Here is a 20,639-nt window from a genome sequence, read left to right on the forward strand (position 1 = left end):
GCCTAGCCGACGGCCGTGAAGATGTCGATGGAGCCCGACTTCAGGGTCACGATCGCGCGCTTGGTGTCCTTGCGCTTTCCGGTGCCGAAGCGGGTGCGGCGGGTCTTGCCGGGGCGGTTGAGCGTGTTGATCGAATCGACCTTGACGGCGAAGATCTTCTCGATGGCGAGCTTGATCTCGGTCTTGTTCGCACGCGGGTCCACCAGGAAGGTGTACTTGCCGTCGTCGATGAGCGCGTAGGACTTCTCGCTCACGACGGGCGCGATGATGATGTCGCGCGGGTCCTTGTTCTGGGCGACAGCGTGGATGCTCATGCGCCGACCTCTTCCTTCTTCGTCTTCGCGTTCACGAAGGCGTCGTAGGCGCCCTTGATGAACACGATGTCGTCGCTGACCAGCACGTCGTACGCGTTGAGCTGGTCGGGGGTGATGACGTGCAGGTTCTTGAGGTTGCGGACGCTCTTGAGGTTGACCTCGTCATCGCGCTCGATCACGACGAGCACGTTGCGGCCCGCGGTGAGGGAGAGGATGACGGAGGCGGCGGCCTTCGTCGAGGGCACGTCGGTGCCGAACGACTCCACGATGTGGAGGCGCTCGCCGCGCGCGCGGTCGGAGAGGGCGCCGAGCAGAGCCGCGGCGATCATCTTCTTGGGCGTGCGCTGCGCGTAGTTGCGCGGGGTCGGGCCGTGGACGATGCCACCGCCGCGGTGCTCGGGGGCACGGACGGAGCCCTGGCGGCTGCGACCCGTTCCCTTCTGCTTGAACGGCTTGACACCGGAGCCGGAGACCTCGCCGCGACCCTTGGTCGAGTGAGTGCCCTGGCGGGCGGCGGCGAGCTGGGCCACGACCACCTGGTGGAGCAGCGGGACATTGGTCTGCACGTCGAAGACGGCGGCGGGCAGGTCGACCGAACCGGTCTTCTTGCCGGCGGCGTCGACGACGTCGAGCGAGTTAGCCATCGCGGTTACGCTCCCTTCACGGCGTTGCGGACGAAAACGAGGCGGCCACGAGCACCGGGGACGGCGCCCTTGATGAGCAGCAGGCCCTTGTCGAGGTCGACGGCGTGGACCTTGAGGTTGAGAACGCTCACGCGCTCGCCACCCATGCGGCCGGCCATGCGCATGCCCTTGAAGACGCGGCTGGGGGTCGACGAGGCGCCGATCGAGCCGGGCTTGCGGTGGTTGCGGTGCGAACCGTGCGAGGCCGAGACGCCCTTGAAGTTGTGGCGCTTCATGACACCGGCGAAGCCCTTGCCCTTGCTCGTGCCGACGACGTCGACGAGCTGGCCCGCCTCGAAGATGTCGACGGCGAGCTCCTGGCCCGGGGTGTACTCGGACGCGTCGGCCGTGCGCACCTCGGTGAGGTGGCGGCGCGGCGTCGAGCCGGCCTTCTCGAAGTGGCCCGTGAGGGGCTTCGTGACCTTGCGCGGGTCGATCGCGCCGTAGGCGATCTGCACGGCCGCGTAGCCGTCCTTCTCGACCGTGCGCACCTGCGTCACGACGTTCGGGGCGATCTCCACGACGGTGACGGGAACGAGCTTGTTGTTCTCATCCCACACCTGGGTCATGCCGAGCTTCGTGCCCAGCAGACCCTTGGTCGTCTTGGTAGCAGACATAGAGGGGTTCCTTAGAGCTTGATCTCGATGTTGACGTCGGCGGGAAGGTCGAGGCGCATGAGCGAATCGACCGCCTTCGGCGTCGGGTCGATGATGTCGATGAGCCGCTTGTGCGTGCGCTTCTCGAAGTGCTCGCGGCTGTCCTTGTACTTGTGGGGCGACCGGATGACGGCGATGACGTTCTTCTCCGTCGGCAGCGGCACGGGGCCGACCACGGTTGCGCCTGCACGCGTCACGGTGTCGACGATCTTGCGCGCCGATGCATCGAGACCAGCGTGGTCGTACGACTTAAGCCGGATGCGGATCTTCTGTCCCGCCATGCTCAACTCTCTTCCTTCTTGGACGTGATGAACCCTGACGGGCACATCTGCGCGGAGCGCTCTCGCTGTCGCACCACTGTTCTTCTGTCAAACATCGATCTGCTGCCGCACGCGGGTTGGACCTCTGCTCGTCACCGACCCCCGCGCTCGGGCGTGTCGCCCTCGCCAGGCACAGAGATATCCCCTGTGCGAGTTGGTTGTCGATTTAAGTCGTGTTCTTCTGCCTGCGGCCTAGGCTCATCGCCACCCGCACCTGCGGGCTGCTCGTCCTATGCACTGCCTGGCAGTGAACCGCGCACGATAGCGCGGCGTGTGGAACTAGAAGAGTCTGCCACAGGCGAGAGAGTGCTGCAACCCGGGCGTGTCGCCTCAGAGTGGGGGCCATTTCTGGTGGGCGAGGGCGGCGCTATCTCACCCCACCCACGACCTCGCGCACGAGCGGCACCCCCACCCGGTACGCCAGCCACGTGTGCGACGGAGCATCGAGCACGACCACTCCCCCGCTCGCACCCACGCGCACCTCCCCCACACCCGAGCGCCGCAGCGCGCGAGCCCCGCCGACCGTCGCCGCTTCGAGAGCCTCGAGCGGACTGACCCCCATCTCCCGCACCGCGAGAGCGAGGGCGAGCGGCATCGACGACGAGTAGTTGGAGCCGGGGTTGCAGTCGGTCGCGATCGCGACGGAGACGCCCGCGTCGATCAGGCGCCGGGCATCCGGGTACGGCTGCCGGGTCGAGAACTCGACGAGGGGCAGCAGCGTGGCGACGGTGTCCGAGCAGGCGAGGGCGTCGATGTCGGAGGAGCTCAGGTGCGTGCAGTGGTCGACGCTCGCGGCGCCGAGCTCGACGGCGAGGGCGACTCCGCCGTCGGCGGCGAGCTGCCCGGCGTGGACGCGGAGGCCGAGTCCGGCATCCCGCCCCGCCTGGAGGATGATCCGCGCCTCGTCGACGGTGAAGGCGCCCGAGTCGATGAAGACGTCGACCCAGCGGGCGTGCGGCGCGCAGGCGGCGAGCATCTCGCCGCGCACGAGGTCGACGTAGGCGCCGCGGTCGTCGGCGTACTCGACCGGGACGACGTGCGCCCCGAGGAAGGTGGTGTCGTCGGTCACCTCGCGTGCGAGGCGCAGGGCGCGCTCCTCGTCGGCGACCGTGAGGCCGTAGCCGCTCTTGATCTCGAGGGTCGTCGTGCCCTGCGCCCGCGCCTGGGCGACGAGCGCGGCGAGCCGGGCGCGCAGCTCGTCGTCGGTCGCGGCCCGCGTCGCCGCCACCGTCGAGCGGATGCCGCCCGCCGCGTACGGCCGGCCGGCCATCCGCGCCTCGAACTCGGCCGCGCGGTCGCCCGCGAAGACGAGGTGGCTGTGGCTATCGACGAATCCGGGGATGACCGCCCCGCCCGCCGCGTCGACGCGGGCGTCCGCGGGCGGCGCGTCCGCATCGTCGCCCACCCACTGCACGACGCCGTCGACGAGCACGACCGCCGCGCCGTGCCGCACGGGGCGCTCGGGCTCGAAGGTCACGAGCTCGCCGATGTTCGCGACGACGACGCTCGTCATGCGCGCTCCTCCGCCGCCGGAATCGGCACGGGTCGCGTCGCGAGCCCCGCGAGCGCCTCGAGCACGCACAGCGCGGCGAGGCGCACGGTGCGCTGGTCGGCGCTGTCGCGCGCTGCGTCGAGCTCGGTGAGATCGATGCTCGTGACCGCCGGATGCGCCCCGGCGAGCCGCGCCGCGGTGCGCAGCTCGATCGCGCTGAGGCCGCCGGGCACGCTCGCCGGGCAACCGGGCGCGACGGCTCGGTCGCACACGTCGAGGTCGAGGTCGACGTGGACGGGGCCGCCCGCCGACGCGGCGCGGTCGAGCGCCGCCGTCATCGCGGCGTCGATCGGGGTGCGCAGCAGCTCGGCCCGGGTGACTACGGAGATGCCGTGCGCGGCGGCCCGCGCCGCGTAGACCCGCGAGTTCACGAGCGGCTCGATGCCGAGCTGGCTCACCCGCGCCCCCGCGAGCCCGGCCTCGAGCAGCCGTCGCAACGGCGAGCCGTTGCTGATTCCGTCGCGCAGGTCGTGGTGAGCATCCAGCGTCACGAGGCCCGCGGACGCGATGCGCGCGCCCCACGCTCCGAGCGCGGCCGGCACCGTCGCGGCGTTGTCGCCGCCGAGCACGATGACGAGGGATGCCGTGGCCGCCACCTCGGCGACGCGCGCGGTCGCGGCCGCCTCCCCCGCACCGTCGGGCTCGACCGCGTCGCCGGCGTCGAGCACGACGAGCGGCGACCCGTCGGCCCGAGCCAGCGCGTCGGCGCTGCAGTAGCGCAGGGCATCCCGGATCGCCGCGGGGGTCGTGTGCGCCCGCCCGGGCGACAGCGACGTGCGCCAGGTCGGGATGCCGACCACGACCGCATCCGCCCGCGCGCCCGGCGTCCACGCGGTCCAGTCGCCCGCGCGGGGCCAGAGCGGGTCGTGGCTCAGCACGCTCAGCCCTGCTCTTGCATGGGGATGCGCACGCCGAACTGCTCCACGACGCCCTCGCCCTCGGTGTAGCCGGCGTCGATGTGCCGGATCACGCCCATGCCGGGGTCGTTCGTCAGTACGCGCTGAACCTTCTGGCCGGCGAGCGCCGTGCCGTCGGCGACGACGACCTGCCCGGCGTGGATCGAGCGGCCGATGCCGACTCCCCCGCCGTGGTGGATCGACACCCACGTCGCTCCGCTCGCCGTGTTGACGAGCGCGTTGAGCAGCGGCCAGTCGGCGATCGCGTCGCTGCCGTCATTCATCGACTCGGTCTCGCGGTACGGGCTCGCGACGCTCCCCGAGTCGAGGTGGTCGCGGCCGATCGCGACGGGGGCGCTCAGCTCGCCGCTCGCGACCATGTCGTTGAACCGCTCGCCCGCGACGTCGCGCTCGCCGTAGCCGAGCCAGCAGATGCGCGCCGGCAGGCCCTGGAAGTGCACGCGCTCCTGCGCGAGCGGGATCCACCGCTGCAGGCTCTCGTTCTCGGGGAAGAGCTCGAGCACCGCGCGGTCGGTCGCCGCGATGTCCTTCGGGTCGCCGCTCAGCGCCGCCCACCGGAACGGCCCCTTCCCCTGCGCGAACAGCGGGCGGATGTACGCGGGCACGAACCCGGGGAACGCGAACGCGTCGGCGAATCCGGCCGCCTTCGCCTCCGTCCGGATGTTGTTCCCGTAGTCGAAGACCTCCGCGCCGGCCCGCTGGAAGCCGACCATCGCCTCGACCTGCACGGCCATGGACACGCGCGCCGCGGCCGCGAAGCCGATCGGGTCGCGCTCGCGCGCCGCGTGCCAGTCGTCCATCGTGTGCTCGAGCGGCAGGTAGGCGAGCGGGTCGTGCGCGCTCGTCTGGTCGGTGACGATGTCGATGGGGGCGCCCATCTTCAGCAGGGCGGGGAAGACGGCCGCGGCGTTGCCGAGGACTCCGATCGAGAGCGGGCGGCGGGCATCCCGCGCCTGCGTCGCGAGCTCGATCGCCTGATGGAGCGAGTCGGCCTGCACGTCGAGGTAGCGGTGCTCGATGCGGCGGGCGATGCGCGAGGGGTCGACGTCGACGCAGATCGCGACGCCGCCGTTCATCGTCACCGCGAGGGGCTGCGCGCCGCCCATGCCGCCGAGCCCGCCGGTGAGGGTGATGGTGCCGGCGAGGGTGCCTCCGAACCGTTGGGCGGCCACGGCCGCGAAGGTCTCGAACGTGCCCTGCAGGATGCCCTGCGTGCCGATGTAGATCCATGAGCCGGCCGTCATCTGCCCGTACATCGTGAGGCCGAGCTGCTCGAGCCGCCGGAACTCGTCCCAGTTCGCCCAGTCGCCCACGAGATTCGAGTTGGCGATGAGCACGCGCGGCGCCCACTCGTGCGTCTGCATGACGCCGACGGGGCGGCCCGACTGCACGAGCATCGTCTCGTCGCCCTTGAGGGTCTCGAGCGTGCGGGTCAGCGCGTCGAAGCTCGCCCAGTCGCGCGCCGCCTTGCCGGTGCCGCCGTAGACGACGAGCTCGTCGGGGTGCTCCGCGACCTCGGGGTCGAGGTTGTTCTGCAGCATACGCAGGGCGCCCTCCTGCTGCCAGCCGAGGGTGTGCAGCTGCGTGCCGCGGTGGGCGCGCACGGGGCGGGGTCCGGATGCCGGGCGCGCGTCGCCGACGCCGGCACCAGTCGAAGGGCGGTGGGTCGCGATGCTCATGAGAGGCCTTTCGTGCGGTGCGGGTCTAGACGAGCTCGGGGACGACCGAGCGGGCGGCGGCGAGGAGCGCCCCGCTCTGCGTGAGGCGAACGGCCGCCTCGATCTCGGGGGCGAGGTAGCGATCGGGGCCGGGGCCCTCGACCTCAGCGCGGAGCGCCGCGACGACCGCGGCCGTCACAGGCGACGGCGCGATGCCGCGCAGGTCGATGCCGCGCGCGGCCGTGAGCAGCTCGATCGCGACGACGCGGCCGAGTCCGTCGATCGCGCGGCGCAGCTTGCGACCCGACGACCAGCCCATCGACACGTGGTCCTCCTGCATCGCGCTCGACGGGATCGAGTCGACGCTCGCCGGGTTCGCGAGCCGCTTGAGCTCGCTCACGATGCCGGCCTGCGTGTACTGCGCGATCATGTGGCCCGAGTCGACGCCGGGGTCGTGCGCGAGGAACGGCGGGAGCCCCGCGTTGCGGGCGGGGTCGAGGAAGCGGTCGGTGCGCCGCTCGCTCATGCTCGCGAGGTCGGCGACGGCGATCGCGAGGAAGTCGAGCACGTACGCCACGGGGGCTCCGTGGAAGTTGCCGTTCGACTCGACCCGCCCGTCGAGCGTCACGACGGGGTTGTCGATCGCGCCCGCGAGCTCGCGGCTCGCGACGAGCGCGGCGTGAGCCATCGTGTCGCGCACGGCGCCGTGCACCTGCGGGGCGCAGCGCAGCGAGTAGGCGTCCTGCACCCGAGTGCAGTCGTCGGTTCGGTGGCTCGCGACGATCGCGGAGCCCGCGAGCACGGCGCGCAGGTTCGCGGCGGTCGTCGCCTGACCGGGGTGGGGGCGCAGCTGCTGCAGATCCGACGCGAACACCCGGTCGGTGCCGAGCTGGCCCTCGACGCTCAGGCCCGCGGCGAGGTCGGCGGTGGCCACGAGGCCGTCGAGGTCGGCGAGCGCGAGGCAGAGCATCCCGAGCATGCCGTCGGTGCCGTTGATGAGGGCGAGTCCCTCCTTCTCCTCGAGCTCCAGGGGGCGGATGCCCGCCGCGGCGAGCGCACTGCCTGCGGACACGAGGTCTCCCGCGGCGTTCCGCACCGTGCCCTCGCCCATCGCGGCGAGAGCGCAGTGCGCGAGTGGCGCGAGGTCGCCCGAGCAGCCGAGGCTGCCGTACTCGCCGACGACGGGGGTGATGTGTGCGTTGAGCATCGCTGCGTACGTCTCGGCGACGACGGGGCGGGCGCCCGTGCGGCCGGTGGCGAGCGTCGCGAGGCGCAGGAGCATCGTCGCGCGGACGACCTCGCGCTCGACCTCGGCTCCCGAGCTCGCGGCGTGCGAGCGCACGAGCGAGCGCTGCAGCTCGGCGCGCTTCGCGAGCGGGATGTGCGTGGTCGCGAGGGCGCCGAACCCGGTCGAGACGCCGTAGTGGGGCACGGTGTCGTGGGCCAGCCCCGCGATGAGCGCACGCGTCTCGCCCATCGCGACCAGGGCATCCGCGTCGATGACGACCTCGGCGGCGTGGCGAGCGAGCGCGACGACCTCGTCGCGAGTGAGGGTGCGGGAGCCGACCGTGATGCGCATGGCCCCAGTGAACCGCTCGCGCACGACCGCGGCATCGGCCTCTCGCGATAAGGTGTCTGAGATTTCAGACGATGTTCATGAGAGCGGGGGCCGCACGATGCCGGATGTTCCCGCAGCGCGCGCGGCCCTGCGCATCGTCACGCACCTCGCCCACCACAGCGAGCCCGTGCCCGCCTCGACGATCGCGCGCGAGCTCGGGCTGCCGCGCTCGTCGACGTACCAGCTGATCCGCGTGCTGCAGGAGGAGGGGTACGTCGTCCACTACCCCGAGCTGCGGGCCTACGGGCTCGGCGGGGTCGTCGCCGAGATCGGGTCGAGCGTGCTGCAGGCCAGTCGGCTCGCGCGGCTCGCGAACCCGCTCATCGAGCGCCTGGTCGCCGAGGCGCCCGTGCCCGCGGTCGCGCAGCTCGCGGTGCTGAGCGGGTCGGACGTCTCGTACGTCGGCCAGGCCTCCGCGCCGCGCGCGCCGACGACGGTCGCCCGGCTCGGCGTGCGCCTGCCCGCTCACCTCACAGCGACCGGCCGGGCGATGCTCGCGGCTCTGCCCGCCGCCCAGGTGCGCGCGCTCTACCCGCATCGCGACACGCTCATCACTCGGCACGGCATCGGGCCGGCGACCCTGCGCGAGCTCGACGGCATCCTCGCCGAGGCCCGGGAGCGCGGCTGGGCCGGCGAGCACGGCGAGATCACACCCGACTACTCCTCCGTCGCCGCCGCGGCGACCGACCGCACCGGCTACCCGAGTGCGGGCATCGGCCTGACCTATCGGGGCGAGGCGGTGGATGCCCGGGCCGAGGGCGCACTCGCCCGCGCGGTGCGCGCGGCGGCCGACGCCCTGACGGCGCGGCTCACGGGGCGCTGACCGCGCTCAAGCCGCGGCGGCTCCGCCCGTGGCGCCGCCGGGCGCCCGTCGCTCGAGGCGACGTGGTCGCACGATCAGCAGCTCGGTGACGAGCACCCCGATGATGGCCGCGACGAGGAGGACGGCGCCCGCGCCGAGCGCGATCGCGATGATGAGGCCCGACCAGCCGCTGTCGGCCGGGCCGGCGACCAGCGCGAGCAGGCCGGTGTTGACGCCGACCGCGATGACCGCGCTCAGCAGGTGGACGCCGATGCGGACGCCGACCGGGCGGTGCCGCAGCGCGACGGACCCGGCGATGAGCAGGAGTGTCCAGAGGCCGAGAGCGATGCCCGTCGCGCCGAAGAGGAACCGGGCGGCGTTCGGCACGATGTCGCCCGGCGCCGCGGCGTCTTGCCCGGTGACGATCGAGAGCCCGACGAGGGCGAGGACGATCGTGATGCCGAGGATCGATACGACCTCGGTGAGGATGCGCCTGGACATCCGTGCCGCCCTTCGCCGGGCATCCGCCTCATGACGGACGCTCTGCCGCGACTGTAGCGCCCCGCGTGCCGGAACGGTGCGCGACGGGAACGACGAAGCGGGGGCCGGGCATGCGCCCGACCCCCGCTCGCTGTGCTGCGAAGAACTACTTGATGATCTTCGTGACCGTGCCGGCGCCGACGGTGCGGCCACCCTCACGGATGGCGAAGCCGAGGCCCTCCTCCATGGCGATGGGCTGGATCAGCTCCACGACCATGTCGGTGGTGTCGCCGGGCATGACCATCTCGGTGCCCTCGGGCAGCGAGATGACGCCGGTGACGTCGGTGGTGCGGAAGTAGAACTGCGGGCGGTAGTTCGTGTAGAAGGGGTTGTGACGGCCACCCTCGTCCTTCGAGAGGATGTACGCGGTGCCCTCGAAGTTCGTGTGAGGGGTGACCGATCCCGGCTTCACGACGACCTGGCCGCGCTCGACGTCCTCGCGCTTGGTGCCGCGGAGGAGGAGACCGCAGTTCTCGCCGGCCCAGGCCTCGTCGAGCTGCTTGTGGAACATCTCGATACCGGTGACCGTGGTCTTCTGCGTCGGGCGGATGCCGACGATCTCGACCTCGGAGTTGATGCCCAGCGTGCCGCGCTCGGCGCGGCCCGTGACGACGGTTCCACGACCGGTGATCGTGAAGACGTCCTCGATGGGCATGAGGAACGGCTTGTCCTTGTCGCGCACCGGGTCGGGGATCGACTCGTCGACCGCGTCCATGAGCTTGACGATCGACTCGGTCCACTCGGGGTCGCCCTCGAGGGCCTTGAGGCCGGAGACGCGCACGACGGGCGCGTTGTCGCCGTCGAAGCCCTGGCTCGAGAGGAGCTCGCGGACCTCGATCTCGACGAGCTCGAGGATCTCCTCGTCGTCGACCATGTCGGACTTGTTGAGCGCGACGAGCAGGTACGGCACGCCGACCTGCTTGGCGAGAAGAACGTGCTCGCGCGTCTGGGCCATCGGGCCGTCGGTCGCGGCGACCACGAGGATCGCGCCGTCCATCTGCGCGGCGCCCGTGATCATGTTCTTGATGTAGTCGGCGTGACCGGGGGCGTCGACGTGCGCGTAGTGACGCTTGGGCGTCTCGTACTCGACGTGCGAGATGTTGATCGTGATGCCGCGCTGACGCTCCTCGGGAGCCGAGTCGATCGACGCGAAGTCACGCTGCACGTTCGTCGCCGAGGGGTACTTGTCGGCAAGCACCTTCGAGATGGCGGCGGTCAGGGTGGTCTTGCCGTGGTCGACGTGACCGATCGTTCCGATGTTGACGTGCGGCTTGGTCCGCTCGAACTTGGCCTTACCCACTGTGGGTCCTCCTCAGGACTCGGTTGCAGGCATCCGTTGGTGCGGATGCTCTGCGGTTTGGTGTGTGTTTATCGTAGCGAGGCTCGGGGAGCCCCGCCCAGGTCGAGCGTTTACTCGCCCTTGGTCTTCTGGACGATCTCGTCGGCGACAGCCTTCGGGACCTCCGCGTAGCTGTCGAACGTCATCGAGTAGACGGCGCGGCCCGAGGTCTTCGAGCGCAGGTCACCGACGTATCCGAACATCTCCGACAGCGGGACGAGGGCGCGGACGACCTTCACGCCCGTCGCGTCCTCCATCGACTGGATCTGCCCACGACGGGAGTTCAGGTCGCCGATGACGTCGCCCATGTACTCCTCAGGGGTGCGCACCTCGACCGCCATGAGCGGCTCGAGGAGCACGGGGCTCGCCTTGCGCGCGGCCTCCTTGTAGGCCATCGAGCCGGCGATCTTGAACGCCATCTCCGAGGAGTCGACGTCGTGCGCCGCGCCGTCGAGGAGCGTCGCCTTGACGCCCACCGTCGGGAAGCCGGCGAGCACGCCGACCTGCATCGCGTCCTGGATTCCCGCGTCGACCGAGGGGATGTACTCGCGGGGCACGCGGCCGCCCGAGGTCGCGTTGACGAACTCGTAGCTCGTCTCCGGCGTGACGTCCATCGGCTCGAGCGAGATCTGGACCTTCGCGAACTGACCCGACCCACCGGTCTGCTTCTTGTGGGTGTAGTCGTACTTCTCGATGGTCTTCTTGATCGTCTCGCGGTAGGCCACCTGGGGCTTGCCGACGTTCGCCTCGACGTTGAACTCGCGCTTCATGCGGTCGACGAGGATGTCGAGGTGCAGCTCGCCCATGCCCTTGATGACGGTCTGGCCGGTCTCGATGTTCTGCTCGGTGCGGAACGTCGGGTCCTCCTCGGCGAGCTTCTGGATCGCCGTGCCGAGCTTCTCCTGGTCGGCCTTGGTCTTCGGCTCGATGGCGACCTCGATGACGGGCTCGGGGAAGGTCATCGACTCGAGGACGACCTGGTTGTTCGGGTCGCACAGCGTGTCGCCCGTGGTCGTGTCCTTGAGGCCGATGACGGCGTAGATGTGACCGGCGGTGACCGAGTCGACCGGGTTCTCCTTGTTGGCGTGCATCTGGAAGATCTTCCCGATGCGCTCCTTCTTGCCCTTGGTCGAGTTGATGACCTGGGCGCCGGAGTCGATCTTGCCCGAGTAGACGCGGACGTAGGTGAGGCGACCGAAGAACGGGTGCACCGCGACCTTGAACGCGAGAGCCGCGAACGGCTCGCTCGAGTCGGGGCGGCGCTCGATCTCCTTCTCCTCGTCGCGCGGGTCGTGCGCGACCGTCGGCGGCACGTCGAGCGGGCTGGGGAGGTAGTCGACGACCGCGTCGAGCATGGGCTGCACGCCGCGGTTCTTGAAGGCCGAGCCGCACAGCACGGGGTAGATCTCGGAGGCGATCGTCATCTTGCGGATCGCGCCCTTGATCTCGGCGACCGTGAGCTCCTCACCGCCGAAGAACTTCTCGAGCAGCGCGTCGTCGCTCTCGGCGACGACCTCGAGCAGCTGCTGGCGGTACTCGTTCGCCTTCTCGACCAGGTCGGCGGGGATCTCCTCGACCTCGTACTTGGCGCCCATGGCGACGTCACCCTTCGAGTCGCCGCGCCACGTGAGCGCGCGCATCTCGACCAGGTCGACGACGCCCTCGAACGTGCTCTCGAAGCCGATGGGGAGCTGGATGACGAGCGGCTTGGCGCCGAGGCGCTTGACGATGGTCTCGACCGTGAAGTAGAAGTCGGCGCCGAGCTTGTCCATCTTGTTGACGAAGCAGATGCGCGGAACGTCGTACTTGTCGGCCTGGCGCCAGACGGTCTCGGACTGGGGCTCGACGCCCTCCTTGCCGTCGAACACCGCGACCGCGCCGTCGAGGACGCGCAGCGACCGCTCGACCTCGACCGTGAAGTCGACGTGGCCGGGGGTGTCGATGATGTTGATCTGGTGCTTGTTCCAGAAGCAGGTCGTCGCGGCCGACGTGATCGTGATGCCGCGCTCCTGCTCCTGCGCCATCCAGTCCATCGTGGCGGCGCCGTCGTGGACCTCGCCGATCTTGTGCGTGATGCCCGTGTAGAACAGGATGCGCTCGGTCGTGGTGGTCTTGCCGGCGTCGATGTGCGCCATGATGCCGATGTTGCGGACCTTGTTCAGGTCGGTGAGCACGTCCTGTGCCACAGGGGGTTCCTCCGGTTCGATAAAGAGTGCGGGGGCGAGCAGGGGCGAGGGGCGAGGCCCTCAGCCCCCGCTCGCGAAGCCGGTTGTTACCAGCGGTAGTGCGCGAAGGCCTTGTTCGACTCGGCCATCTTGTGAGTGTCCTCACGGCGCTTGACCGCCGCGCCGAGGCCGTTGGAGGCGTCGAGGATCTCGTTCATGAGGCGCTCGGTCATCGTCTTCTCGCGACGAGCCTTGGCGTACGAGGTCAGCCAGCGCAGCGCGAGCGTGTTCGCGCGGTGCGGCTTGACCTCGACGGGCACCTGGTAGGTCGAGCCTCCGACGCGGCGGCTGCGGACCTCGAGAGTCGGACGCACGTTGTCGAGCGCCTTCTTCAGGGTGACCACGGCATCCTGGCCGTTCTTGGCGGCAACGCCCTCGAGAGCGCCGTAGACGATGCGCTCGGCGAGGCCCTTCTTGCCGTCGAGGAGGATCTTGTTGACGAGCTGGCTGACGATCGGTGCGCCGTAGACGGGGTCTGCGACGACGGGGCGCTTCGGCGCCGGTCCCTTACGAGGCATTACTTCTTGTCCATCTTCGCTCCGTAGCGGCTGCGCGCTTGCTTACGGTTCTTGACCGCCTGGGTGTCGAGCGCGCCGCGCACGATCTTGTAGCGCACGCCGGGGAGGTCCTTCACACGACCGCCGCGGACGAGCACCATCGAGTGCTCCTGCAGGTTGTGGCCCTCACCGGGGATGTAGGCCGTGACCTCGGTACCGTTCGAGAGCTTCACGCGCGCCACCTTGCGGAGCGCCGAGTTCGGCTTCTTGGGCGTGGTCGTGTACACGCGAGTGCACACGCCGCGCTGCTGCGGGTTGGCCTTGAGGGCCGGCGCCTTGGTCTTGACGACCTTCGGCGTGCGACCCTTGCGGACCAGCTGCTGAATAGTGGGCAAAGTTGCTCCTTGGAAATGCTGCACGGTGACAGCGGTTGCGGTTTGTTGTTCCCCGTCTGCCAGCGGCGGTGACGGGCTCACGCGAGATCCGACGATGATCGCGAACGATCGGTGGCGGACATGCCGTGGGGGTGTGTCTACTGCGCGGTTCGGCCCAGGGCCGGGTGCGCTCTCATCAGTGACCCTCGTGCGGATGCTCCGCCTCGCGCCGACCGGACCGCTCTCGCGGCACAGCACAAGCGCGTGCGAATGCACACACGCAGTCAAGAATAGACGCGGGGGCCGCAGGGGTCAAACGGCGGGGGTCGGGGCGCCCTCCCGTGGGGCTCCGGCACGCGCGGCCGCGAGCTCGCGCTCGTACTCCGCGCGGGCCTCGGCGTTGCGGGCCTTCGCCGCGCGCCCGTTTCGGGCCACGAGCCCGCCCACCCAGATCGGCACCTCGCGCGCGGCGATCGCCGCGGACCAGCCGAGCGGGTTCGTGATCTGCAGCAGCAGGAAGCGCTGCAGGTCGGCGGGGCTCGCGCCGGTCGCCTCGGCGCTCAGGACGGTCGACCCGATGAAGACGACGTAGACGAGCGCGGCCACGAGGAAGCCCCCCAGCACGTGCGCCCACCAGCCGGCGCGATTGACGATCAGGACGAGGACGACGTAGCCGACCGCGAAGGCGATGACGGGCATCCAGAAGCTGGGCGTCGAGGCGAAGGCCTGCACCTGCTGCGCGAGGCCCGGCCCGCCCGCGCCCAGGCCGATGAAGATGAAGAGCGTCGCCAGGACCGCGTAGAGGATCGTGAAGACGAGGCTCGAGGCGAGCGCGACGCCGACGCCGAGCCTGCGCGAGCCGCGGCGGCGCGGAGGCTGCGGGGCCGGGACGTAGACGATGCGCTCGGGCTGGGGCTGCTCGGCCGGCGCGGGCGGGGCGGCGACAGTCGGCGCCGACGGATGCACGGGCTCGGGCTGGTCGACCGGGCGGGGATGCTCCGCGATGGCCGCCGGCTCCTCGGGGGCCGCCGGTCGATGGTGATCGGGCGCGGCGGCCTCCGGGGTGGAAGCCTGGTCGTCGGTGCGGTCGTGCTCGGTCATCGTCGGCCCTTCGTCGTCAGCGCGATCCTCCCACGCTACGGTGACGGGCTGGCACTCGGCTCGGCGCTCGGCGCCGCGCTCGGGTCGGCGCCGGCGGCGCCCTCCTCGGTCGGGAGCACCGCGCCCTCCTCGGGCAGGACGAAGATGATGCCCTCGAGCGTGACGCGGCCGGACTCGGCGTCGTCGCCCGTCGAGAACCGCCCGACCCACATCAGGCGCGGCCCGAACTGGGCGGCCTTGAGGAACTGGGCGAGACTCTCGGGAGCGCCGAGCGCACTGATGCGGACGGGGATCCCGACGAGGTCGGTCACGCCCACGGGCTCGAGCAGCGCCGCCGGCACGAGCTGCGGAGGCTCGGTCGACACCTCGTTGAGCGCGACGCCGGACGCCACCGCGAGCTCGTTGAGCTGGCCGAGCAGGTCGGGCAGCTCGGGCTCCTGCGGGATCTCGACGCGGATGGCATCGAGGTCGCTCTGGAGGGCGGGGAGGTTGTCCGACAGCTCGCGGAGCTCCACCAGGACTGCCTCGTACTGGTCGTTGACCTCCGACACACCGGCGCGCTCGGAATCGGCGGCGGTCGCCTCGGCCAGTCGCGGCTGGATTCCGAGGAACCACCCGGCGAGCAGGATGAGCACGGCGACGAAGGCCGAGCCGATGACCCACAGTCTCAGGATCGACATGATCAGTCCTCCTCCTCGGCGTCGGCCGTCTCCGGCGCGTAGCGCCCGAGGAACGCCTCCTCGTTGAGGAGGAACTCGATGGTCACGGTGTAGCTCGCGCCCTCGCTGCCGACGACGGACGTCGGCGGGGCGATCCCGGCGAAACCGGTCACGCCCTCGAGGTCGGCGAGCCAGGCCTCGACGTCGGGGACGGTCGGGCTCGTGGCGTTGATGCGGATGCTCGCCACCGAGTCCTGGCGGAGGGGCTCGGGCTCGGGGTCCGCTCCATCGGCGGTCTCCCCCGAGTCGGGGGCGCCGCCGTCGGTGATCTCGCCATCCACCGAGACCAGCAGGACGCCGGCGGGCAGCGTCGAGCGCACCTCGGCCAGAAGCGCCTCCCAGTCGATCTCGGCCGAGGTGACGGCGCGTCGGGAGTTGGTCGCCTCGGTGAGCGCCGCGTCGATCGCCCGTGCGTCGGCGAACTCCTGCTGCTGGGCGAGGAGCGTCTCGGAGCGATCCCGCTCGGCCTGGAGCTGCGCCTGGGCGATGAACGCGAGCACGGTGGCGCCGGCGACCGCGAGAACGGTCACGAGGGCGAGCAGCCCGACGGCGAGGACGAGCCGGCGGACGATCGGACGACGACGGATCGCCTCGCGCGCGGACGCCGGAAGCAGGTCGGCGCGCGGCGTGCCTCCGAGCTGCAGAGTCTCGGTCTGCTGCTTGCTCATGACTGGACTCCCATCGCCAGACCCACGGCCGCTCCGGCGCGAAGCGCCTCGGAGACGCCGAAGCCGTTGAGCGACTTGGGCATCCGGACGCGCTCGAACGGCGCGGGCGCGACGAGCGTGATCCCGGTCGACTGCGCGAGGGCTGCGGGCAGGCCGCGCAGCCGGGCTCCGTTGCCCGTCAGCACGAGGGATTCGACGCGCGCGTTCTCGTGCGTCGACGAGTAGTAGCGCAGCGTGTTGATGACGCTCGTCATGAGCTCGCGCGTGGTGTCGAGGATGATGCCGGCGCTCTTCGCGTCGTTCGGCGGCACGATCTCGGGGTGGAGGCCCTGCGCGACCTTGAGCTTCTCGGCCTGGTCGCGCGGCACCTCGAGCTGCGTCACGAGCGCCCGAGTGGCGTCGTCGCTCCCCGAGGGGATGATGCGGACGAAGTCGGGCACCCCGTTGCTCGACACGACGACGTTCGTCGTCGTCGCGCCGATGTCGACGATCGCGCTCACGCCCTCCGACTGCGCGCCCACCGCGCGCTGGAGCGCGAAAGGCACGAAGTCGACTCCGACGACCCGCAGGCCGGCCCGCGCGACGGCCTTGACGTTCGTCGACACCGCGTCGGCGTACGCGGCGATCAGGAGCCCGCGGACCGTGGGTCCCTCGTCCGACGGCGCGCCATCGGCCACCGGGTAGAAGTCGATGATGGCCTCGGCGACGGGCATCGGGATGAGCTCCTGGACCCGCAGCGGAAGCAGGTCGCGGATCTCCTTCTGGGACAGCTTCGGCATCACGAGGTCGCGCGCGACGACCTTCTGGTCGCCCATGCCGAGCAGGACGTCCTTCGTGCCGAACTTCGCGTCGACCCACATCTTCTTGAGGATCGTCGCGACCGCGGTCGGTTCGACGATCTCGCCGTTCCGGACGGCGCCGTCCGGCAGCGCCGCCTCGTGATACGCCCGCACCTCGATCGGCCCGTTCTTCGACGCTTTCGCCTCGACGGCCCGGATCGCGGTCTGGCCGATGTCGACCCCCACGATATGACTGCTCATGATTTTGCCCCCCTAGACAAGTTCAATTCCGAACAATGACAGATAGGAGGCCGCGATGGATGCCCCCAAAACGAGTCCCACCCACGAACCGGCGATCATCCACGGGCCGAAGGGGATCCCCCCCTTGCGCGAGACGCGCTTCAGCAGCAGGAGGGCGATGCTCACGAGGCCGCCGAGAATGAAGGCGCCGAAGGCGCCGACGGCCAGGGCGGCCCATCCCGAGAAGCCGAGGAACGCCCCGAGTACGCCGGCGAGCTTGACGTCGCCCATCCCCATCCCGCCCGGCCAGGCGACGGCCATGATCGCGTAGGCGATGAAGAGGATGCCCGATCCGGCCGCCATGATGCCCAGCCGCTCGAGATCACCCGCGAGGATCGCGGGCACCCCGAGGCCGATCGCCGCGACCGCGTAGCCCGGCAGCACGATGACGTTGGGCAGTCGATGGGTCTCGAGGTCGATCGCCGTGAGGGCGATGCTCACGGCGGCGAGCCACAGGTAGGCGACGAGCATGAGCGCGCCGGCCAGCAGGCCGAGCGCACCCGCCGCCTCGACGACGGCACCAGCGGGGCTCAGCGGCGAGAGCATCCACGCCGCGACGAGAGCGAAGGCGAGCGACGTGCCCGCCTCGATGAGCGGATAGCGGGGGGAGATCGGCTCGGAGCAGTCACGGCATCGGCCGCGCAGGACGAGCCAGGAGACGATCGGGATGTTGTCGTACGGCCGGATCCGCGTGCCGCAGCCCGGGCACGCGCTGGGCGGGTGCACGACCGACTGCCCCGCCGGGACGCGGTGGATGACGACGTTGAGGAATGAACCGATGAGGGCGCCGAGCACTGCTGATCCCCCCATCAGCAGCGCCGCCGCCGCGTCACCCACCGGACGCGACCTCGCGGATGCTCAGGCGGTCGCCGAGGTAGGCGCCCACGAGCTGGAACACGGGCGGCAGGCTCGCGCTGAAGTCGACACCGGGGGGCGACGTGGGCACGTAGGTCATCTGCGCCTGCTGGTCGAAGTCGATCACGCCGCCGTAGAGCTGGCCGCGGAGACCGTTCCGGTCGGAGATGATCTCGCACGGCGAGTAGAGGAAGGCGGAGACCGTCGACTGGATGTCGGCCTCGTTCGTCAGGTAGATGTTGCCCGCCTCGCCCGTGCAGGTCGGCAGCTCATCCGCCGTGTTGTCGGGCACGACGAAGTACAGCTTGCGGTTGACCGATGGCACGGACGACGCGAAGTAGAGCTTGTTGAACGTGAACTTGTCCGCGATGAAGACGATGTTCGTGGAGAGACCGATGTTGGGGCTCAGGTTGTTGTTGGTCGTGACCCCGCCGATGCACCCGGTCGCGTCGATCACTGTCGGCGTCGTGTACAGCGACAGCGCCACCCATCGCGGGTCGAGGCTGCCCATCGTGCAGCTGCCTGTCCAGGTCACGCGGTTGGTGAAGCCCTGCTGGTACCAGGTGGTCGCCTGGAACTGCGTCGCGTTCGTCACGGCCCAGGGCATGTCCACCCAGTTGGGGACGCGCGGGGCGATGGGCGCCTGCAGCCCGGTGACCGCGGTGGACTGCGTGCCGCTGATCGTCCCGTTGCGCTGGATCGTGCCGGAGCTGAGGACGTTGCCGCCGATCGTCGACCCGTTGGCGACGATGACCTTCGTGGACGTGTCGCGGGTGGCGGTGACGTTGCCGAGCACCTGCGAGCCGGAGCCGCTGAGCACGCTCACGTTCCCGCCGGCGAACACGTTCCCGTTGACGCGGGTGCCCGCCTCGATGCGGACGGTCGGGTTCGTGCCGGTGATGCCGTCACCGCCGGCGATGACGTCGCCCGTGACGAGACTGGCCCCGTCGATGCCCGCCCCCTTCGTGACGTGGAGGGTTCCGGCGATCGTGCACGCCGTGAGGTCCGCTGCGCCGTTGGCGAGGATGACGTCCCCCGCCACCGAGGCGTTGTTCGAGCACTCGAAGTCGCCCGTCTTGATCTGCACGTCTGCCGAGATCGTGAAGTCGGCGGAGTCGAGGACGAACTTCTTCAGCACGCCGTCGATGGAGTAGGCGTACACGGCCGGGTCGATGTCGGGCACTTCGACGTACTCGGGGATGTACTGGTACACCGCCTCGACGACGCGCTCGGACTCGAAGGCGCTCGAGCCGGGCGTCGGTCGCTCGGCTTCGCCGGTGGAGAGGAACCGCACCTGCGTGGCGTTGTTGGGCGGGCATCCGTCGACCCAGCCGGACCCCGTGTCGTGCTGGATGCGGACCGAGTACGCGGGAGCGGTGGTCTTCGAGACGACCCCCGATGCCGGGCAGCCACCGCCACCCCGGAGTGCGAGCTCGGCCGCGTTGATGCCGGCCTCTGCCGCACCGCGAGCCTCGACGGAGGCGGCGACGCCGTTCGTCGACTGGAGAGCGCTGACGCTCACCGTGCCCACGGTGACGGCGATGATCCCGGTCACACCCAGGAGGGCGATCACGCCGATGAGCGCGCTTCCGCGCTCCTCTCGGCGGGCGTTGATGAGTCTGCTCAGAAACATGGCGCGGTGACCTTCCCGGTCGCGGGTATCGGTTGCTTGGACACGATGGTCGTGTCGATGGTGACAGGGACTCCGGAGGCGTCCCCGATCGTCAGCGCCACCGCGAGGGAACGATCGTCGGCGCCGAGGGAGAAGTACGGGGTCGAGCCGATCGGCGCGGCGCCCTCTGCGAGGAGCAGCCATGTCGCGGTCATCGAAGGATCGGTCGGCGGGGCGATGGCCGCGCTCGAGGTCGTCGTGCGGATCTCGCCGTCCACCACCGCCCAGGCCTCGCAGCGCCAGGTCCCGGTGTCCGCGCTGTCGATCGATCGGGTGCGAAGGAGCGTGATCCCCGAGGCAGGCGTCGTGACCTCGATCGCGCTGGCGTTGTGGATCCCCCTGTTGAGGGACTGCGCGGCCAGCTGCGCCGTGCTCGTCGCCTGCGACGACTCCCGGACGATTCCCTCGGCCCGGAGGGAGTTGATGAGGATGGACGCGATCATCGTGAGTACGACGATCGACAGGACCATGTAGATGAGGAGCTCGATGAGGCTGAAACCCGAGTCATCGGATGCGCGGCGGCTCATCAGCTGGCGCTCTCGATGATGACCGTCGTGGTCGACCCCACTCGGATCGCGGGATCGCTGTCGACGGTGACCCAGACCTCCACCGCGATGGAGGCGGGATACCCCGAGGTGGGGCAGGTGCTGGCGTTCCGATGCGGGGTGAAGACGTTGCCGCGCTCATCGGTGAGCGTGGGCAGAGCCGCCGACTCGAAGGCATCCAGGCCGGCGCAGGTCCGGGGGATCAGTGCGACGGCGTCGAGCTGCTCGCTCGCGAGCTGCGTCGCCGTGGCGATCGTCGCGTTCCTGACGGTCGTCTTCAGCGAATCGATGAGCAGAGGGAGGAACGAGACGGCGAGGATGGTCAGGAGGAACATCGAGATCATGATCTCGACGAGGCCGAAGCCCTCGTCCCGGCCTGCGGGACCCCAGGAGCCTCTCGCTCCGCGTCGCGTGCCCATGCTTCCCTCCGATCCACGATCGCCTAGGTCATTACTACAACTGCATCCGGGGCGCCGCGACTAGCGCGGCGCCCCGGACGTGAGGG

At 70.4% G+C, this 20,639-nt stretch carries 22 protein-coding genes; 1 reads left to right on the forward strand and 21 read right to left on the reverse strand.

Annotation, left to right across the window (positions count from 1 at the left end; translation table 11 throughout):
• Positions 1-2: 2 nt before the first annotated feature.
• The 8 genes from rplW to hutH form a co-directional block, all read right to left on the reverse strand.
• Positions 3-314, reverse strand: coding sequence for a 50S ribosomal protein L23 (rplW, locus tag ASG83_RS03570; RefSeq protein ID WP_055857239.1), 312 nt, complete (start codon positions 312-314; stop codon positions 3-5).
• A complete protein-coding gene (gene rplD / locus ASG83_RS03575) occupies positions 311-958 on the reverse strand; it encodes a 50S ribosomal protein L4 (RefSeq protein WP_055857242.1) in 648 nt (215 codons plus the stop codon). Before rplD ends, rplW begins: the two co-directional genes overlap by 4 nt.
• Before the next feature lie 5 nt (positions 959-963).
• Positions 964-1,614 carry a 50S ribosomal protein L3 gene (gene rplC / locus ASG83_RS03580; protein WP_055857243.1) on the reverse strand — a complete coding sequence of 217 codons (651 nt, stop codon included), beginning with the start codon at positions 1,612-1,614 and terminating at the stop codon, positions 964-966.
• Between the two features lie 11 nt (positions 1,615-1,625).
• The gene (gene rpsJ, locus ASG83_RS03585) at positions 1,626-1,934 is read right to left on the reverse strand and encodes a 30S ribosomal protein S10 (protein WP_047561503.1); all 309 of its coding nucleotides are present in this window, start codon (positions 1,932-1,934) and stop codon (positions 1,626-1,628) included.
• A 406-nt stretch (positions 1,935-2,340) separates the two neighbouring features.
• Positions 2,341-3,486 (reverse strand): imidazolonepropionase, encoded by a 1,146-nt coding sequence (gene hutI, locus ASG83_RS03590; RefSeq protein WP_055857246.1) that lies wholly within the window; start codon positions 3,484-3,486, stop codon positions 2,341-2,343.
• On the reverse strand, positions 3,483-4,403 hold the full coding sequence (locus ASG83_RS03595) for an arginase family protein (RefSeq protein WP_082599055.1): 921 nt from the start codon (positions 4,401-4,403) through the stop codon (positions 3,483-3,485). The genes hutI and ASG83_RS03595 overlap by 4 nt, the downstream gene beginning before the upstream one ends.
• Positions 4,404-4,405: 2 nt before the next feature.
• Positions 4,406-6,121 carry a urocanate hydratase gene (hutU, locus tag ASG83_RS03600; protein WP_055857249.1) on the reverse strand — a complete coding sequence of 572 codons (1,716 nt, stop codon included), beginning with the start codon at positions 6,119-6,121 and terminating at the stop codon, positions 4,406-4,408.
• 25 nt (positions 6,122-6,146) lie between these two features.
• Complete coding sequence (gene hutH / locus ASG83_RS03605) at positions 6,147-7,679, reverse strand: histidine ammonia-lyase (RefSeq protein WP_055857252.1); 1,533 nt, start codon at positions 7,677-7,679, stop codon at positions 6,147-6,149.
• Between the two features lie 97 nt (positions 7,680-7,776).
• Between hutH and ASG83_RS03610 the strand changes: the two genes are divergently transcribed.
• Positions 7,777-8,541: an IclR family transcriptional regulator gene (locus ASG83_RS03610; protein WP_055857256.1), complete on the forward strand. Its 765-nt coding sequence runs from the start codon at positions 7,777-7,779 to the stop codon at positions 8,539-8,541.
• Positions 8,542-8,547: 6 nt separating this feature from the next.
• On the opposite strand, the gene ASG83_RS03615 is transcribed toward ASG83_RS03610, so the two are convergent.
• From ASG83_RS03615 to ASG83_RS03675, 13 genes are all read right to left on the reverse strand, one after another.
• A complete protein-coding gene (locus tag ASG83_RS03615; RefSeq protein ID WP_055857259.1) occupies positions 8,548-9,021 on the reverse strand; it encodes a hypothetical protein in 474 nt (157 codons plus the stop codon).
• A 145-nt stretch (positions 9,022-9,166) separates the two neighbouring features.
• On the reverse strand, positions 9,167-10,360 hold the full coding sequence (gene tuf, locus ASG83_RS03620) for an elongation factor Tu (protein ID WP_055857263.1): 1,194 nt from the start codon (positions 10,358-10,360) through the stop codon (positions 9,167-9,169).
• A 110-nt stretch (positions 10,361-10,470) separates the two neighbouring features.
• Complete coding sequence (fusA, locus tag ASG83_RS03625) at positions 10,471-12,585, reverse strand: elongation factor G (RefSeq protein ID WP_055857266.1); 2,115 nt, start codon at positions 12,583-12,585, stop codon at positions 10,471-10,473.
• An 86-nt stretch (positions 12,586-12,671) separates the two neighbouring features.
• Positions 12,672-13,142: a 30S ribosomal protein S7 gene (gene rpsG, locus ASG83_RS03630; RefSeq protein WP_055857268.1), complete on the reverse strand. Its 471-nt coding sequence runs from the start codon at positions 13,140-13,142 to the stop codon at positions 12,672-12,674.
• The gene (rpsL, locus tag ASG83_RS03635; protein WP_055857271.1) at positions 13,142-13,516 is read right to left on the reverse strand and encodes a 30S ribosomal protein S12; all 375 of its coding nucleotides are present in this window, start codon (positions 13,514-13,516) and stop codon (positions 13,142-13,144) included. The genes rpsG and rpsL overlap by 1 nt, the downstream gene beginning before the upstream one ends.
• A 291-nt stretch (positions 13,517-13,807) precedes the next feature.
• Entirely contained in the window at positions 13,808-14,596 is a 789-nt protein-coding gene (locus ASG83_RS03640) for a hypothetical protein (RefSeq protein ID WP_055857275.1), read from the reverse strand.
• Between the two features lie 35 nt (positions 14,597-14,631).
• Complete coding sequence (pilO, locus tag ASG83_RS03645; protein ID WP_055857278.1) at positions 14,632-15,276, reverse strand: type 4a pilus biogenesis protein PilO; 645 nt, start codon at positions 15,274-15,276, stop codon at positions 14,632-14,634.
• A 2-nt stretch (positions 15,277-15,278) separates the two neighbouring features.
• A complete protein-coding gene (locus ASG83_RS03650; protein ID WP_055857280.1) occupies positions 15,279-15,983 on the reverse strand; it encodes a hypothetical protein in 705 nt (234 codons plus the stop codon).
• Positions 15,980-17,023, reverse strand: a complete 1,044-nt coding sequence (gene pilM, locus ASG83_RS03655) for a type IV pilus assembly protein PilM (protein WP_082514832.1) — start codon at positions 17,021-17,023, stop codon at positions 15,980-15,982. Before pilM ends, ASG83_RS03650 begins: the two co-directional genes overlap by 4 nt.
• 12 nt (positions 17,024-17,035) lie before the next feature.
• Complete coding sequence (locus ASG83_RS03660) at positions 17,036-17,872, reverse strand: A24 family peptidase (RefSeq protein WP_055859211.1); 837 nt, start codon at positions 17,870-17,872, stop codon at positions 17,036-17,038.
• A 19-nt stretch (positions 17,873-17,891) separates the two neighbouring features.
• Positions 17,892-19,550 carry a hypothetical protein gene (locus ASG83_RS03665; RefSeq protein ID WP_055857285.1) on the reverse strand — a complete coding sequence of 553 codons (1,659 nt, stop codon included), beginning with the start codon at positions 19,548-19,550 and terminating at the stop codon, positions 17,892-17,894.
• The gene (locus ASG83_RS03670) at positions 19,541-20,116 is read right to left on the reverse strand and encodes a type II secretion system protein (protein WP_055857289.1); all 576 of its coding nucleotides are present in this window, start codon (positions 20,114-20,116) and stop codon (positions 19,541-19,543) included. Before ASG83_RS03670 ends, ASG83_RS03665 begins: the two co-directional genes overlap by 10 nt.
• Positions 20,116-20,553: a prepilin-type N-terminal cleavage/methylation domain-containing protein gene (locus tag ASG83_RS03675; RefSeq protein WP_055857292.1), complete on the reverse strand. Its 438-nt coding sequence runs from the start codon at positions 20,551-20,553 to the stop codon at positions 20,116-20,118. Before ASG83_RS03675 ends, ASG83_RS03670 begins: the two co-directional genes overlap by 1 nt.
• Positions 20,554-20,639: the final 86 nt, after the last annotated feature.

It is taken from the genome of Yonghaparkia sp. Soil809 (assembly GCF_001429705.1).
GTDB lineage: Bacteria > Actinomycetota > Actinomycetes > Actinomycetales > Microbacteriaceae > Microcella.